The sequence below is a fragment of the Streptomyces sp. SID1328 genome (genome assembly GCF_009865595.1).
GTDB classification, from domain to species: domain Bacteria; phylum Actinomycetota; class Actinomycetes; order Streptomycetales; family Streptomycetaceae; genus Streptomyces; species Streptomyces griseoluteus.
In genome coordinates this window covers 1-14,134 of record NZ_WWKH01000586.1, presented here as the reverse complement: position 1 = coordinate 14,134, position 14,134 = coordinate 1, and the positions used below count along the sequence as shown (strand labels likewise).

Annotated in this window: 12 protein-coding genes and 3 pseudogenes; 8 read left to right on the top strand and 7 right to left on the bottom strand. The window is 71.2% G+C overall.

The genetic code is table 11. The features are described from left to right. Together GT030_RS18655 and GT030_RS18650 are read right to left on the bottom strand one after the other, a co-directional pair. Positions 1 to 1,266, bottom strand: a 1,266-nt coding sequence (locus tag GT030_RS18655) for a molybdopterin-dependent oxidoreductase (protein ID WP_161202057.1), incomplete at its 3' end; no start/stop codon positions are given. A gap of 36 nt (positions 1,267 to 1,302) precedes the next feature. Next, entirely contained in the window at positions 1,303 to 1,917 is a 615-nt protein-coding gene (locus GT030_RS18650; RefSeq protein WP_161202058.1) for an SRPBCC family protein, read from the bottom strand. A gap of 433 nt (positions 1,918 to 2,350) precedes the next feature. Between GT030_RS18650 and GT030_RS18645 the strand changes: the two genes are divergently transcribed. After that, positions 2,351 to 3,790 (top strand): serine/threonine-protein kinase, encoded by a 1,440-nt coding sequence (locus GT030_RS18645; protein WP_161202056.1) that lies wholly within the window; start codon positions 2,351 to 2,353, stop codon positions 3,788 to 3,790. Between the two features lie 82 nt (positions 3,791 to 3,872). Further along, positions 3,873 to 4,304: pseudogene (locus tag GT030_RS18640) on the top strand (ZIP family zinc transporter); the annotation flags it as partial. A 351-nt stretch (positions 4,305 to 4,655) separates the two neighbouring features. Here GT030_RS18640 and GT030_RS18635 read toward each other — a convergent pair. After that, positions 4,656 to 4,997, bottom strand: coding sequence for a helix-turn-helix domain-containing protein (locus GT030_RS18635; RefSeq protein WP_161202055.1), 342 nt, complete (start codon positions 4,995 to 4,997; stop codon positions 4,656 to 4,658). A 127-nt stretch (positions 4,998 to 5,124) separates the two neighbouring features. Between GT030_RS18635 and GT030_RS18630 the strand changes: the two genes are divergently transcribed. Then, positions 5,125 to 5,649, top strand: a complete 525-nt coding sequence (locus tag GT030_RS18630; RefSeq protein WP_161202054.1) for an STAS domain-containing protein — start codon at positions 5,125 to 5,127, stop codon at positions 5,647 to 5,649. 143 nt (positions 5,650 to 5,792) lie between these two features. On the opposite strand, the gene GT030_RS18625 is transcribed toward GT030_RS18630, so the two are convergent. The 3 genes and pseudogenes from GT030_RS18625 to GT030_RS18615 form a co-directional block, all read right to left on the bottom strand. Beyond that, on the bottom strand, positions 5,793 to 6,914 hold the full coding sequence (locus GT030_RS18625; RefSeq protein WP_161202053.1) for a PP2C family protein-serine/threonine phosphatase: 1,122 nt from the start codon (positions 6,912 to 6,914) through the stop codon (positions 5,793 to 5,795). Between the two features lie 371 nt (positions 6,915 to 7,285). Further along, positions 7,286 to 8,446 carry a phospholipase D-like domain-containing protein gene (locus GT030_RS18620; protein WP_161202052.1) on the bottom strand — a complete coding sequence of 387 codons (1,161 nt, stop codon included), beginning with the start codon at positions 8,444 to 8,446 and terminating at the stop codon, positions 7,286 to 7,288. A 313-nt stretch (positions 8,447 to 8,759) separates the two neighbouring features. Beyond that, positions 8,760 to 9,174 (bottom strand): annotated as a pseudogene (locus tag GT030_RS18615) (hypothetical protein); the annotation flags it as partial. Between the two features lie 674 nt (positions 9,175 to 9,848). Here GT030_RS18615 and dhaK point away from each other — a divergent pair. The 5 genes from dhaK to GT030_RS18590 all read left to right on the top strand — a co-directional run bounded on the left by dhaK (position 9,849) and on the right by GT030_RS18590 (position 13,980). Then, positions 9,849 to 10,841 carry a dihydroxyacetone kinase subunit DhaK gene (gene dhaK / locus GT030_RS18610; RefSeq protein ID WP_161202051.1) on the top strand — a complete coding sequence of 331 codons (993 nt, stop codon included), beginning with the start codon at positions 9,849 to 9,851 and terminating at the stop codon, positions 10,839 to 10,841. 46 nt (positions 10,842 to 10,887) lie between these two features. After that, positions 10,888 to 11,499: a dihydroxyacetone kinase subunit DhaL gene (gene dhaL / locus GT030_RS18605; RefSeq protein ID WP_161202050.1), complete on the top strand. Its 612-nt coding sequence runs from the start codon at positions 10,888 to 10,890 to the stop codon at positions 11,497 to 11,499. After that, entirely contained in the window at positions 11,492 to 11,902 is a 411-nt protein-coding gene (locus GT030_RS18600) for a PTS fructose transporter subunit IIA (RefSeq protein WP_161202049.1), read from the top strand. The genes dhaL and GT030_RS18600 overlap by 8 nt, the downstream gene beginning before the upstream one ends. A 412-nt stretch (positions 11,903 to 12,314) precedes the next feature. Continuing rightward, complete coding sequence (locus GT030_RS18595) at positions 12,315 to 13,289, top strand: fibronectin type III domain-containing protein (protein WP_161202048.1); 975 nt, start codon at positions 12,315 to 12,317, stop codon at positions 13,287 to 13,289. Positions 13,290 to 13,440: 151 nt separating this feature from the next. After that, on the top strand, positions 13,441 to 13,980 hold the full coding sequence (locus GT030_RS18590) for a hypothetical protein (protein ID WP_161202047.1): 540 nt from the start codon (positions 13,441 to 13,443) through the stop codon (positions 13,978 to 13,980). Between the two features lie 4 nt (positions 13,981 to 13,984). On the opposite strand, the pseudogene GT030_RS18585 reads toward GT030_RS18590, so the two are convergent. Continuing rightward, positions 13,985 to 14,134, bottom strand: a pseudogene (locus tag GT030_RS18585) (PadR family transcriptional regulator); the annotation flags it as partial.

The window sequence follows — 14,134 nt, the reverse complement described above, 5'->3', positions numbered from 1 at the left end:
GCCCATGGTGCGGTCGCCCTGGACGTTGCTGTGGCCGCGCACCGGGCAGGCGCCCGTGCCGGCGCGCCCCAGATTGCCGCGCAGCAGCAGGAAGTTGACGATCTCCCGGATGGTGGGTACGCCGTGCTTGTGCTGCGTGATGCCCATCGCCCAGCACACGACGACGCGTTCGCTGCGCAGGACCTCGTCGCGGACCTTCTCGATCTCCTCGCGGGTCAGTCCAGTCGCCGCGTGCACGTCGTCCCAGTCGACGGTGCGGGCGTGCCGGGCGAACTCCTCGAAACCGGAGGTGTGGGCGTCGATGAAGTCGTGGTCCAGGACGGTGCCGGGACGCGCGTCCTCCGCCTCCAGCAACAGCCGGTTCAGTGCCTGGAACAGGGCGAGATCCCCGCCCGGCTTGATGTGCAGGAAGCGGTCGGCGATCTGGGTGCCCCGTCCCACGACCCCACGCGGCTTCTGGGGGTTCTTGAAGCGTCGCAGCCCCGCCTCCGGCAACGGGTTCACCGCCACGATGCGGCCGCCGTTGCGCTTGGCCTCCTCCAGGGCCGACAGCTGCCGCGGGTGATTGCTGCCCGGGTTCTGTCCCACCAGGAAGATCAGGTCCGCGTGGTGGAGGTCGTCGAGACTCACGGTGCCCTTGCCGACGCCCAGCGTCTCGTTCAGGGCGAAGCCGCTGGACTCGTGGCACATGTTGCTGCAGTCGGGCAGGTTGTTGGTGCCCAGGGCACGGGCGAAGAGCTGGAAGACGAAGGCGGCCTCGTTGCTGGCCCGGCCGGAGGTGTAGAAGACCGCCTCGTCCGGCGAGTCCAGCCCCTTCAGTTCCTGTGCCAGGACGCCCAGGGCGTCGTTCCAGTCAATGGGCTCGTAGTGGTCCGACCCGGGCCGCTTGATCATCGGCTCGGTGAGCCGGCCCTGCTGGTTGAGCCACATGTCGGTGCGGGCGGCCAGATCGGACACGCTGTGCTCGCGGAAGAAGTCGGCGGTGATCCGGCGCGTCGTGGCCTCGTCGTTGATGTGCTTGGCGCCGTTCTCGCAGTACTCGTTGCGATGGCGCCGGCCCGGAGCGGGGTCCGCCCACGCGCAGCCGGGGCAGTCGACCCCGCCCACCTGGTTCATGGTGAGCAGGTCGACCCCGGTCTTGCGCGGGGAGGTCTGCTCCAGGGAGTACTCCAGCGCGTGCACGACGGCGGGAACCCCGGCCGCCCACTTCTTCGGCGGTGTCACGGAGAGGGAGGTCTCCGGCTCCTCACCGGGCGGGTTCTGCATCGCTTGGCCTTTCTCTTGCCGTGTGCGGTACGCGGGTCAGCCGACGGGCCACTGGGCGACACGGCTCCTGGGCGGTTCCGGGGAGTCGTGCTGAACCCGGCCGTTGCGGATGGTGCCGCGCCAGGCGCCGCCCGCCTGACCGAGTCCTTCGATGAAGTGCTTGAAGCTCACCAGTTCCCCGCGCACCAGTCGCACGGTCAGCCCCACGACCCTGGACGAGCGGGTGAGGACCTTCGCGGCCCCGTGCGGCTGGAGGAGCATCCGGACCGTGATCGCGGTGCCACCGGACTCCGTCGGCCTGAACTCGACCTCGCCCTGGTGGGCGGGGTGCTGCTCCAGGCCACGCCAGGCCAGGTAGGCGTCGGGGTCCTGTTCCACGATCTCGACCTCAAAACGGTGCCGCAGGGGGCCGTAGCCGAGGGTCCACGCGGTGACGGTCGGCCTGATCTGCTCGACGCCCTGCACCACGTCCGAGAAGCGCGGGAACGTCTTGAACTGCGTCCACTGGTCGTAAGCCGTGCGGACCGGCACCGAGACCTCGACCGTCTCCTCGACGTGCCACTCGCGCAGGGGGCGGCGGCGTGTGACGCCGTCGGAGCGCATGCCCGGGGTGTTCGGTACGGCCTGCCCACCGTCGTCTTCGTGCGCCATCATGGTCCTTCTTCCGGTGAGGGAGCCGGGCGTCGGGAGACCCGGCCCTCCCCTTGTGGGGCAGGGCATCTCTTCCGGTTCCCCGATCCCGGGTTTCCAGTCACCCGACCGCGCAGGGGTCCCGGGCGGCCCGTCAGGCCGACGCCGCCGACCCGCGCGCCCACGACCGGGGTGAGGACTTCAGCTCCGGCCCTGAGCACCTCGCACCGTGGCAGCCGGCCCGGTCGGGCGGCCGCGTCCCCGGCCGGCCCAGCGGCTCCGAACGGACGCGCGGACTCCCCTTCCGTTCGGAGTTCTGAGGTGGTGTGACGTCACCACGACGGCGCGGCCGTCGACCACCGAAGTGGCCGGGGTGCCTGCCGCATGAGCGGGTACCCGCGCCACACAGCGTCGATTGTCGGCTTTGCTCGCGGTGACAGTAACGGAGAGACGAATGAACGGCCCCCGAACGGACTTCCCGCCGACGCAGAGGGTGACTGCCGAGACCGTGGGTGGCCGGTACCGGCTGGGCGCCGGTATCGGCCGAGGAGGTGCCGCCGACGTCTACGAGGGCGTCGATGTCCGCCTCGGACGACGGGTCGCCGTCAAGTTCTTCCGGGCGGGAGCCGACCCGGAGATGGAACGGCGGTTCGCCGAGGAGGCCGTTCTGCTGGCGCGGCTTCAGCACCCCGGTCTGGTGACCGTCTACGACGCGGGCCGGCACGAGGACCGCGCCTACCTCGTCATGGAGCTGGTCACAGGGCGGACGTTGCGCGAGTGCCTCGCGAGCGGGCCACTGTCTCCCCGGCGCGTCGCCGAGCTGGGCGCCGCCCTCGCGCGGGCGCTCGCCCATGTGCACGACGCCGGCATCGTGCACCGCGACATCAAGCCGTCGAACGTCCTGCTGGACGCCTCCGGCGCGCCTCACCTCGCGGACTTCGGCATCGCCCGGCTGGTGAACGCCACTCGTCACACCGCTTCCGACGTCCTCATAGGAACCGCTGCCTATCTCGCGCCGGAGCAGGTCATGGGCAGGGAGGTCGGGTCGGCCGCCGACATCTACGCCCTCGGCCTGGTCCTGCTCGAATGCCTGAAAGGGGAACTGGAGTACGCGGGGACCCCGCTGGAAGCGGCTGTGGCACGCATGCACCGGCCGCCCGTCGTCCCGCGCTCGCTACCCCCGGGTCTGGCCCGTCTCCTGCACGCCATGACGGCCCAGGACGAGACGACGCGGCCCGACGCCCCGAGCTGCGCCTCGGCGCTGTCCGCCCACTGCTCCGCACCTTCGCACGCCGTACCGGACGCCGCGCTGTCCTCGGTGGCCCCCGTCACCATCCCCGCGCGGGCGGACGACGATACGCGCAGCCGGGGTCGGGCACGGCATATGGGCAGGACGGGACAGGGGCGCCGCCTCGCGGTCGGCACCGCCCTGACCGCGCTTTCGGCGGCTCTGGGAGCCACCCTCGCCGTGACCCTGGGCACCGGCGCGCACAGCGACGATCGCGTCGGCTCCGGCTCCCCCACCTCCGAACTGGCCCAGCCGCCCTCCGACTCCGCCAAGGCGCCGAGGACCACCGCCGCAGACCCGGACACGCGGCGGCCGGAGTCGGGTTCGGCGTCCGAGCCGTCACGCTCCACCTCCGCCGCAGCCCCGGCCGGCGACGCGGCTCCGGCCAGCGAGACAGCCGTGACGGAAGCCGCGGCCCCGGCCGCCGCGCGCCGGACGTCACCCGGTGCGGAGAAGGGCGGCGACACCCCGAAGCACCACGCCCCGGGACGCGACAAGAAGGCGACCAAGGGTGCTCCTGCCCACGCCGGGCCCGGCGGCGCGCGGAAGCCGGCCGGTGCATCCGGCGGCTCCAAGGGCAAAGCAGGCCGGAAGGGCCAAGGCTGACCTGCGGCGCAGGGCGCGGCTCCCGGGGTACCCATGGGACATGACGGATGCTCTGGTCGTCGGTGGGTGGGGGCTGCTCGCCGGATCGGGCAGTGCCCTGGCGCTCGGCGCGCTGCTGGACGGGATCCCGGAGTCGGCGGCCATGGGTGTGAGCCTGCTCGGCGGCGCTGGCGCGGTCAGCCTGGTGACGGTGGCGGCCGTGTTCATCAGCAACGTGCCCGAGGGACTGTCGAGTTCGGCGGGCATGCGCGCGGCGGGACGCGGGGCGCGTCACGTCTTCGGGGTGTGGGGCTCCATCGCCGCGGCCAGCGCGCTCTCCGCGCTGCTCGGGTACGTTGTGCTCGGCGACATGTCCCCGGCCGTGGTGGCCACGGTGACGGCCGTCGCGGCGGGAGCCATCCTGGCCATGGTCGGGGACACCACGATCCCCGAGGCGTACGAAGAGACCCGTCTGGCTCTCGGACTGATCGTCTCCTGCGGCTTCCTGGTCTCCTTCGGCCTCTCCCACCTGTGACCACGCCCTGGTACCCCGCTCGGGCCGGGCACGCTGCCGACGGCTTTCACACCCCCGCGTGCCGCGCCGGTCCGCGTGGCAGTCTGAGGGCCGATGCCGGTGATCGCGCCGGGCGGAAGTGTCCGGACGCTCGCACCGCTCGCACGGGGCAGGCGGAGGTCACCTGACCACGACCGGCTCCCCGCGGAGTGCGCGTGCCAGCCGCCTCGTCCCGCTGTCGCCACGGGCTCAGCGCCGGGGAAGCCGAACGAGCAGCCCTGCTTCCTCAGCCACGGCAGAACCTCGCGGACCGCCGTCCCAGCCGACGGAAGCGAGCCGGGACCGGTCCACCTCGACCCCAGCATGATCACTTCATACGGGCTCGCTGGGCATCGCCTGGCGATGGGTCTGGTCCTGGAGATTGAGCAGGGAGAGGAGTGAGGCCACCGTCAGGCCCAGACCGGCTTCGGTCGGATGGCGCAGAACCTTGCCGGGGTCGATCTCGTAGATGTTGCCACGCCCCTGACGAGTGTGTGAGAGGTAGCCGGCCTGCTCCAGGTCCGCGATGATTTTTTGCACCGCGCGCTCAGTGAGGCGGCAGCGGAGGGCGATGTCGCGAACCCGTGCGCTCTGGTTGTCCGCGATGGCTGCAAGGACGCGAGCGTGGTTCGTCAGGAACGTCCACCCGCTGTGTGACTCAGGTACCCCATCCATGGAGCGATTCTAACGAGCAACTATGCACGCTTCCAAAAACACGTACGCGCTTTCGTGCATCACTTGACGCATGTTGCCTCCTTGGGGGAATGTTGGGGCGGTCGCACCAGTGCACTTGGAGTAAGCCATGCAGCAATCCTCGGATCGGGACCGGTCCCCCCTGGCGCCGAACCTCTCCTGTTCCGAGAGAGACGGGGCTGCCGGCTCGCTTCCGCCTGGTCAGGCAACAGCGCTGTTCGCATCGTGCGGCAACCGGAACCGGGTGATAGTGCGGGGTGAACTCGACCTCGTCTCGGGCGACCAGATCCGGGCCCGCCTGGTCGAAGCCCTGGCCGCTTCGTCCCACCGTCTCGAGTTGGACCTGAGCGGGCTCAGCTTCTGCGACTGCGCCGGCCTCAACGTGCTTCTGGAACTCCGGCACCGGGCCCTGAGTCAGGGCAAGACCGTCACCATCCAGGCCGCCAGCCCTGCGATCGACAGGTTGCTCGATCTCACGGGAGCGCAGAAGCTGTTCTCACCCGAGCGGTCGTGGTCCACCGAACACACGTCATTCGGCGCCGCCTCCTTGCCCTCACCGAAGCCGGGTACGTCGCCCGGCGGGGCAGCACAGCGCGGCCGCCACCTGTCAGTGCGTGTGGGTGAACCCGCTTGAGCGGAGGCCGGCTCCAAGACGGCGGTCCATAGCTGTCCGGGAGGCAATGCAGGGTGGCGGCGTCAGGCCGACCGTGCGGATGCCCGGATGCCGGGCGAGCCGGATGACGGTGGAGCCCACTCGGGAGCTTCCCGATGCCGGGATCAGAGGGACACGCGGCGGATGGCGACCGCGGCCGCGTCGTCGTCGAGGTGTCCGTGGACGTGGGCCAGCAGGTCGTCGTGGAGGGCGCGCAGGAGTTCGTCGGGGTCGTCCTTGGCCCATGCGGGCGCCCGTTCGTTGAACGGGTAGAAGAGTCCGCCGGTGTTGCGCGCTTCGATGACGCCGTCCGTATAGAGGAGAAGCAGGTCGCCGGCCTCGAAGGGGAACGTCTGGACGTCGTAGGCAGCCATTCCGAAGGCACCACCGAGCCCGATCGGAAGGTGGCTCGCCTCCGCCGTAAGGGGAGTGACGTGGGAGCCGCGCAGGAGCAGTGGCGGCGGGTGGCCGCAGTTGATGAGGTGGACGACCGGCTCGTCGTCGGGGATGTCCAGCAGGATCGCGGTGGCGAAGTCCTCGTCGGCGTCCTCCTGCGACTGTGACCGCCACTGACTGGCGTCCCAGCGGAACGCGGCGTCCAGGTGAACGGCGAGGCGAGGCAGGGTGGCCTGCCGATGGGCGGCCGCGCGGAAGGCGCCGAGCAGCAGGGCGGCGTTGTTGATCGAGGCCAGGCCACTGCCGCGCACGTCACCGATGAGGAGCCGGGTGCTGTGGTGGTCGGTCCGCGCTGCCGCGTACAGATCTCCCCCCAGATCGGCTTCTTCCTCGGCGGGGATGTACAGCCCGGAAATCCGCAGCGGACCGGTGCGGGCAGGCAAGGGCTGCAGCAGCACACTCTGCGCTGCCTCCGCGACGGACCGCACCCGGTGCAGCTGGCGCTCCCTCCGGTCCCGCACCACGCAGATGCCGACACAGACGGCCGACACCACGACCAGGGCGGTGATCTGAGCCTGGATGTTGCCGGAGGACAATCCCTCTCTCAGCACACCGATCAGCACCTGCGCCGCCACGGCGAGCGCCCCCATCAGTGCCGTCACACGGGCGCCCGCGAACGCCACCGTGATCGCCGGTGCCGCCACCAGCAGGGGCCCGAGGTGAATGTGTGGCGGAGCCAGCACGTCCACCACGCAGACGGCGACGATCAACCCCAGAGGGATCACCACCAGCGCGGGCGCGTGACCCGGCTGCCAGGAACGCCGGAACACCCGCCACACTCGCAAAGCCATGTCCCAAGCCTTCCACTTGCCCTCGCCTGCGGGAACGCGCCGCTCCGGGGGCCATCCGCCCCACGTGACGGCTGAACGCGCAACCGTGCCTGTCCGGCGGCGGCTCGTACGGCCCCGACGGCGACCGGACGCGCATACCGCGGCTCTCGCACGTGGACCGGGGCTGCTCGCTCCCCCACCGACACGCGGATCCCGGCCTGCCCGCGTCTCACGCACGCTCCGGTGTACGGCCGCACGGTGCTGGAGGGGCGACCCACCGCCCCGTCACCGGTACGCGCTCCTCGGTCCGAGCGGAAACGAGTCAGGACCGGCCGAGCGAGCAGCTCGGCCGGTCCTGCGAGCGACAGGTCAGCGACCGACGCGTCGGACGATCAGCAGGTCCCCGCCCGGCTGAAGGAACCGAGCGTCTCCAGCGTGGTGTAGTTCGACTGGTACGCGTCGAAGACCGCCGGCGTACCGCTGTACTTCAGCAGCGCCTCGTCATTGGCGTGCAGGGACTGGGTGGTGTAGTTGACACTCCCCGTCCAGATGATCTGCGACGCCGTACCCAGGTAACCGGCGTCCACCAGAAGGTACTTGGAGTGCAGCATCGCGGCAGGCGGAGCCGTCTTGGCGAACTGGTAGACGGCCACACCGCTGTGCGGGCCGCAGGCACTCAGGGCGTTGAGGGCGTTGTCGTCGGACGTGCCCTGATCGGTGTAGACCACGTGCACGGTGCAACCCGCGTCGTCCAGGCTCTTCAGCTTCTGGGCGACAGCCACGTCCTTGAGGTCGTACATGGCCAGATGCACACTGCCCCCGGTGGAACAGTCGATGTTGCCCAGAACACCGAGGATGACATCCTCACCGGGGTCCTGCTGCGGGAAGAAGTACGCCTTCGCGCTGGTGCCGGTCACGGCGTTGGCACCCGTCGCCGTCGTGTAGTCGACGCTCGACCCCTTCCCCGACATCTGAGCCGCCTTCATCGCCGTGAAACGGTCGACGTAGGCCTGGTAGATGTCCGGCTGATCGACCAGGGTCAGCGCGTTGTTCCACGCGTTGATCCCACCGTTCACACCCGAGGTCGCGGAGATCATGTTCGCCGACGACTGCACCAGCACATCGGAGCTGCCCGACGTGCTGGTGAACAGATAGAACTTGTCGTGGTTGATGATGCCGCCGGCCGTGTCGTGCTCGATACAGCCGCCGTGGCACAGCAGAACGTACGAGAGCGCAGCCGGGTCGGACCCCAGAACCGCGGCCAGGTCGGCGGTCGTCTTCTGGATGTTCGACGTCGGCAGGTAGTCGTCCGCGACGATCTTGATGTTCACGCCGCGCCTGTAGGCACCCACCAGAGCGTCGTAGTACGCCTGCGAGTTGAACGCGTAGATGGCGATACGGATCGTCGACCCGGCCGGGGCCCCGTTGATCAGACCGATCAAGTAGTTCTCGAGCGCGTACTTGTCCGTCGCGTCGTTGGGGTTGTTGAAGACGGCGTTGTTGGCCAGCGGGGTCGTGGCATGACTCGGCACCCCGAAGGCAACAATGGACACCACTGACATCACGAGAGCGGATATCAGATGAGCGAAACGAAGCCGTAGAAATCTACGCACAACACACCTTCACGTGAAGCCCGACAAGGGCGGCGAGTTCATGCACGGGCAACACGCGCACCTTGATCACGGCACCCGCGCGGCCTGAGCATAGGGGCACCGACACCGGGGCGACACAGCCACGTCGTCACCGTCGCAACGCGATGCCCTCGGTCCCCGGCACCTGAGCGTCCGGTCCTGCGGACGTGGCGCTCCTGGGCTGGCCGCCGCCGGCGGGGCCTCGTCCGCGCGCCGGGCAGGCCGCGGTCAGGACCGCGCGCCGAGGATTCGACCGGTCGCCCTTGGCGTAGAACTCGCGGCGCCCGGTCAGCAGGGCACCCAGGAACAACGCCGTCAGCGCCGGCGAAATCCAGTTCTGCGGGTGGCCCCGGAATTCCGGCGCGAGCGCCAGCGCCGCCACGAACGCGGCCGCGAGGAGCCCCGACAGCGCGAGGTTCAGAATCCACGCCGCCCGCTTGCGCCGGCGCAGGGTCACCGCCAGGAAGATCGCGAAGGCCCCGGAGGCGTAGCCGGGCGTGATCAGGTACGGCGTGAAGAGGTCCGCCGTGTCGTGCCGCCGGATGTCGTCCCCGAAGGACACCCACAACGCCCCCCAGCACGTCGACCGCGGCGGCCACCCGCAGGTACCACAGCCCGAACAGCGACCCACTCGGCGGCGGCCCCAGCATCCCCTGCCACCCACGCCGCCGCGCCGGGCCGCCGGAGGGCCACCGCTCTCCGCGACGGCTCGGCCGCGCAGCCGGCTCGGGGTGCCGGTGAGCTACGACCGAGTCCGCTCTCTCAGCCCGTGAGCTGGGGCTTTAAAGCAGCGGGGAGCCACTTTTCAGCACCTTCACCGAGCCCGGCATGTTGCGGCAAGGACTGCCGACGCCGCCACTTCGCACCGGAACGGCCATGCGCCCACCTCGCACCGCCAAGATCACTCCAATGGCGGATACGGATTTCCCCGGCCGCCGGGGCAATTCTGCTGGACCGCCGCACTCGCCGCGCGAACCGCGCCCCATCAGGGCTTGTACGGGTCAAGCGCAGGAACAGACACCCCGCGATGCGTGAGCTGACCCTGACCTGCACGCGACCGGGCAACGCAGGACCAGTACAAGCACCTGTCCCCCTCCACGTGACCTTCGCCGCCACAAGGCCGATACTGCCGACAGTAGTACTGCGATCTCAACGTCACAGACCACCCACCGACACCTGACACTCCACCACGAAAATCAGCATCAGACCGCCGGAGCCCGCCTCCGGCCGCCAAGGACCGCCACGATCAAAAAGCGACCTCACCCAGCCTGACCAGCGAAAGCGCTGTTCAGAGGCCCGTCTGAGCTCTCACCAGGAGACACCGATGAAGATGCTGATCAACGTCCCCGAGACCGTGGTGGCCGATGCGCTGCGTGGGATGGCGGCCGCGTATCCGGATCTGAACGTGGACGTGGAGAACCGGGTGATCGTCCGGCGGGACGCGCCGGTGGCCGGGCAGGTGGGGCTGGTGTCGGGGGGCGGGTCGGGGCATGAGCCGCTGCACGGCGGGTTCGTCGGGCCCGGGATGCTGGCGGCGGCCTGTCCCGGTGAGGTGTTCACCTCACCGGTGCCGGACCAGATGGCGCGGGCCGCGGCGGCCGTGGACAGCGGGGCCGGGGTGCTGTTCATCGTGAAGAACTACACCGGCGACGTGCTCAACTTCGACATGGCCGCCGAGCTGGCCGAGGACGAGGGCATCCGGGTCGGCAAGGTCCTGGTCAACGACGACGTGGCCGTCACCGACAGCCTCTACACCGCCGGCCGGCGCGGCACCGGGGCGACCCTGTTCGTGGAGAAGATCGCGGGTGCGGCGGCGGCCGAGGGGCAGCCGTTGGAGCGGGTCGAGGCCATCGGCCGCCAGGTCAACGACAACTCGCGCAGCTTCGGGGTGGCCCTGAACGCCGTCACCACCCCGGCCAAGGGCTCCCCCACCTTCGATCTGCCGCCCGGCGAGCTGGAGTTGGGCATCGGCATCCACGGTGAGCCGGGCCGCGAGCGGCGCCCGATGATGACCTCCGGCGAGATCGCCGACTTCGCGGTGAACGCCATCCTGGACGACATGACCCCGCGCGGCCCGGTGCTGGTCCTGGTCAACGGCATGGGCGCCACCCCGCTGCTGGAGCTGTTCGGCTTCAACGCCGAGGTGCAGCGGGTGCTGGCGGAGCGGGGCGTGGCCGTCGCCCGCACGCTCGTCGGCAACTACGTCACCTCGCTCGACATGGCGGGCGCCTCCGTCACCCTGTGCCAGGTCGACGAGGAGCTCCTGCGGCTGTGGGACGCGCCGGTCCGGACCCCGGCACTGCGCTGGGGGATGTGATACGGCGGAGTCAGTGGTCAACATCCCTACCAGCCAAGGAGATCCAGTGCTCGACGCCGACTTCTTCCGCCGTTGGATAACGGCGACCGCCGCGTCCGTCGACCGGGAGGCGCAGCGGCTCACCGCGCTCGACTCGGCCATCGGCGACGCGGACCACGGCAGCAATCTCCAGCGCGGGTTCACAGCCGTGCTGGCCACCCTGGAGAAGGAGGCGCCGGACACTCCGGGTGCCGTGCTCTCGCTCGCCGGGCGCCAGCTCATCTCCACGGTCGGCGGCGCCTCCGGCCCGCTGTACGGCACGCTGCTGCGCCGGGCCGGCAAGGTGCTCGGGGACGCGCCCGAGGTCAGTGAGGCGCAGTTGGCGGAGGCGCTGCGGGCCGGGGTGGACGGGGTGAAGGCGCTCGGCGGAGCGGCGCCGGGCGACAAGACGATGCTGGACGCGCTGATCCCGGCCGTGGACGCGCTCGGCGAGGGCTTTGACACGGCGCGCCGGGCCGCCGAGTCCGGTGCGGTGGAGACGACCCCGATGCAGGCCCGTAAGGGCCGGGCGAGCTATCTCGGGGAGCGCAGCATCGGCCACCAGGACCCAGGTGCCACCTCGTCCGCTCTGCTGATCGCCGCGCTCGTGACCGCGGCGGAAGGAGGCTCTGATGAATGACGAGCGGCATGTCGGGATCGTGCTGGTGTCGCACAGCGCGGAGGTCGCCGAGTCGGTGGCCGGGCTGGCGAAGGCCCTGGCGGGCGGTGCCACGGCGGTACCGGTCGCCGCGGCGGGCGGCACCGAGGGCGGCGGCTTCGGCACCAGCGCGGAGCTGATATCCGCGGCGGCCGCCGCCGTGGACCAGGGCGCGGGCGTCGCGGTCCTCACCGACCTGGGCAGCGCGGTGCTCACGGTGAAGGCGCTGCTCGCGGAGGGCGACGAACTCCCTGCGGACACCCGCCTGGTGGACGCCCCGTTCGTGGAGGGCGCGGTGGCTGCCGTGGTGACGGCCGTGACGGGTGCCGACCTGGACGCGGTGGTGGCCGCCGCGAGCGAGGCGTACGCCTACCGCAAAGTGTGAGCGCCGGGCCGGTCCCCGCCACCGGGGGCCGGCCCGCACACCGTCAGGCCGTGCGCCCGACGCACTTCCGGGCCAGTTCCTTCCCCTGGGCGGGGAGTCGCGTACGGCTGGCATGGTGCGGCCGGATATGGCACGTGCCGCGGCCGGATGGAACAGTCCACGGGAGTCCGGAGGGCGGATCGGCGAGGTCCGGCCCCCCGGCCGCCCGCGTCGGCGCGGTTTCGGCGACGACAGCGTGTCCGCGCCACGGGTGAACTGGTCTCCGCGAAGGGGAAGTTCACGCCTCAGAGGAGCAACAGCATACGTAACGTCCGGACACCCTCACCACTGCGGCCCCCTTGCCGGGACGGCCCCGCAGGCGCCATATTGGTCCGGACCTTTGCCGTGATGCGGGCCTCCGGGAGGCAGCGCCGTGCGACGAGTTCCCCTCCGCCCCGGCCGCTGGGCGCCGCTCTGCGCGGCCCTCCTGCTGGCCGCGTCCTGCGGGACGGCCGACGGCGAGTCCGGCGAGGGGCCGGCCCCCGGCGCCCCGACCGGCGTCACCGCCGACGCGGGCAGTGCCACCAGCGTCCATGTGATGTGGAACGCGGCCGGCTCCGGCGTCCATGCCTACGAGATATATCGCGGCCCCACAAAAGTCGGCGAAGTACCGGCCGCGCAGCACATGGTGGATGTCACCAGGCTCAAGCCGTCCACGCCGTACGTCTTCACCGTGCGGGCCCGGAGCGCGGACGGCCGCCTCGGGCCGCCGAGCCGGGAGGTACGAGCCCGGACGCCCGCCTATGAGGCCGCCGACCATGTGGCGCCGAGCCGCCCCGGGCGGGTCACCGGCAAGGTGGTGGACGGGCGTGCCGTCCAGTTGTCCTGGGCGGCCGCGCACGACGAACGGGGCGTGCGGTCGTACGCGATCCAGCAGGCCGGGGTGAAGATCCACGCCGTGGGCGGGGCCCAGACCGCGACCGTGGTCACCGGGCTGCGCCCCGGAACCCGCTACGTCTTCACCGTCCGGGCCCAGGACGCGGCGGGGAACCTCTCCCCCGCGAGCACTCCGGTCCGGCTCATCACACCGGGCGCCGACGACCGCCGGGGCACCGCGCCGACCGGGTTCGATGTGGTGTCGCGCCACACAGCCGGGTCGTACTACCTGGATCTCGCCTGGGACCCGCCGACCGTGGACGGGGTGATCACCGAGTACCAGATCCGGCTGGACGGGGACACGGACAGCTCTCTGGTGTGGGGCGGCGCCCCGCCGTCCGGCCGGGCGCACCACAGCCTGTACGCGGGGCGGCAGGCCGGCCGGGTGCACCGGGTGCGGCTGCGGGCCCGGCTGCCGGACGGCACCTGGGGCGGCTTCTCCGCGGAACGGACCGTCACCACCGGCCGCTGACCGCCCGGACGGCCGAGCGCGTCACCTGGGCGGACGCGCAGCGCATGCGGCGCCCCGCCGGGCCGCGTTGGCTGCTACCGGGGTGGCACGGATGTTCCCGACCCCGGCGGCGCACGGGACGTACCGCCACCGTGCCGCCGGAGGCGAGCCCATGCGCTACATACGACTTCTCTCCCGTTCCGCCGCTCCCCTGGCCGCCGTCGCGCTGCCGCTGGCGCTCACCGGACCCGCCGCGGCGGCGGCCGGGATCTCCGTCAGCACGTCGGGCGCCAATGTGTCGGTGGTGACCAGCGCCTGCGCCCTGAACAACGGCAGTTGGGGCACGGCCTCACTGCTGGGTGCCCAGCAGACGAGCTTCGTCCAGGGGCGGCAGGTGGCGCTGTCCGGTACGACAGTCAGTCAGTCGGCCGCGTGGTCGGCGGTGGCACCGGGGACGTACACAGTCGTGGTGCGGTGCTCCAACGGCGTCTCGGCGGGCAGCCAGGTGGTCAACGTGTCGGCGTCCACCACACCGGCACCGACCCGCGCGGCCACGTCCGCGCCCTCGCTGGGTGTGGCCGGCGGCCTCGGCGGAGCCACCCGTGACTACGGCACGCTCACTCTCGGGGTGGGCTCGGCGCTGGTGGGGTCGGCGGTCATCGCGGGCGCCTGGTTCCTGCGCCGCCGGCCCAAGGCGTACCGGCGTTACTGAGGGATCAGCCCTCCGGACCGTCCGGCTCGAAGTCCGGGAGGTTCTTGAGCGCCTCGGCGAGCCACTGGGCCCAGAAGGTCTCCAGGTCGATCCCGGCCCGCAGGACCAGATGGCGGAGCCGGTCCTGCGGGGTGTCCCGGCCGGGCGGGAAGTC

Bases quoted from the DNA above. Each gene is read 5' to 3' on its own strand.
- GT030_RS18650 (WP_161202058.1), bottom strand. From the start codon at position 1,917: ATGGCGCACGAAGACGACGGTGGGCAGGCCGTACCGAACACCCCGGGC.
- GT030_RS18645 (WP_161202056.1), top strand. From the start codon at position 2,351: ATGAACGGCCCCCGAACGGACTTCCCGCCGACGCAGAGGGTGACTGCC.
- GT030_RS18635 (WP_161202055.1), bottom strand. From the start codon at position 4,997: ATGGATGGGGTACCTGAGTCACACAGCGGGTGGACGTTCCTGACGAAC.
- GT030_RS18630 (WP_161202054.1), top strand. From the start codon at position 5,125: ATGCAGCAATCCTCGGATCGGGACCGGTCCCCCCTGGCGCCGAACCTC.
- GT030_RS18625 (WP_161202053.1), bottom strand. From the start codon at position 6,914: ATGGCTTTGCGAGTGTGGCGGGTGTTCCGGCGTTCCTGGCAGCCGGGT.
- dhaK (WP_161202051.1), top strand. From the start codon at position 9,849: ATGAAGATGCTGATCAACGTCCCCGAGACCGTGGTGGCCGATGCGCTG.
- GT030_RS18600 (WP_161202049.1), top strand. From the start codon at position 11,492: ATGAATGACGAGCGGCATGTCGGGATCGTGCTGGTGTCGCACAGCGCG.
- GT030_RS18590 (WP_161202047.1), top strand. From the start codon at position 13,441: ATGCGCTACATACGACTTCTCTCCCGTTCCGCCGCTCCCCTGGCCGCC.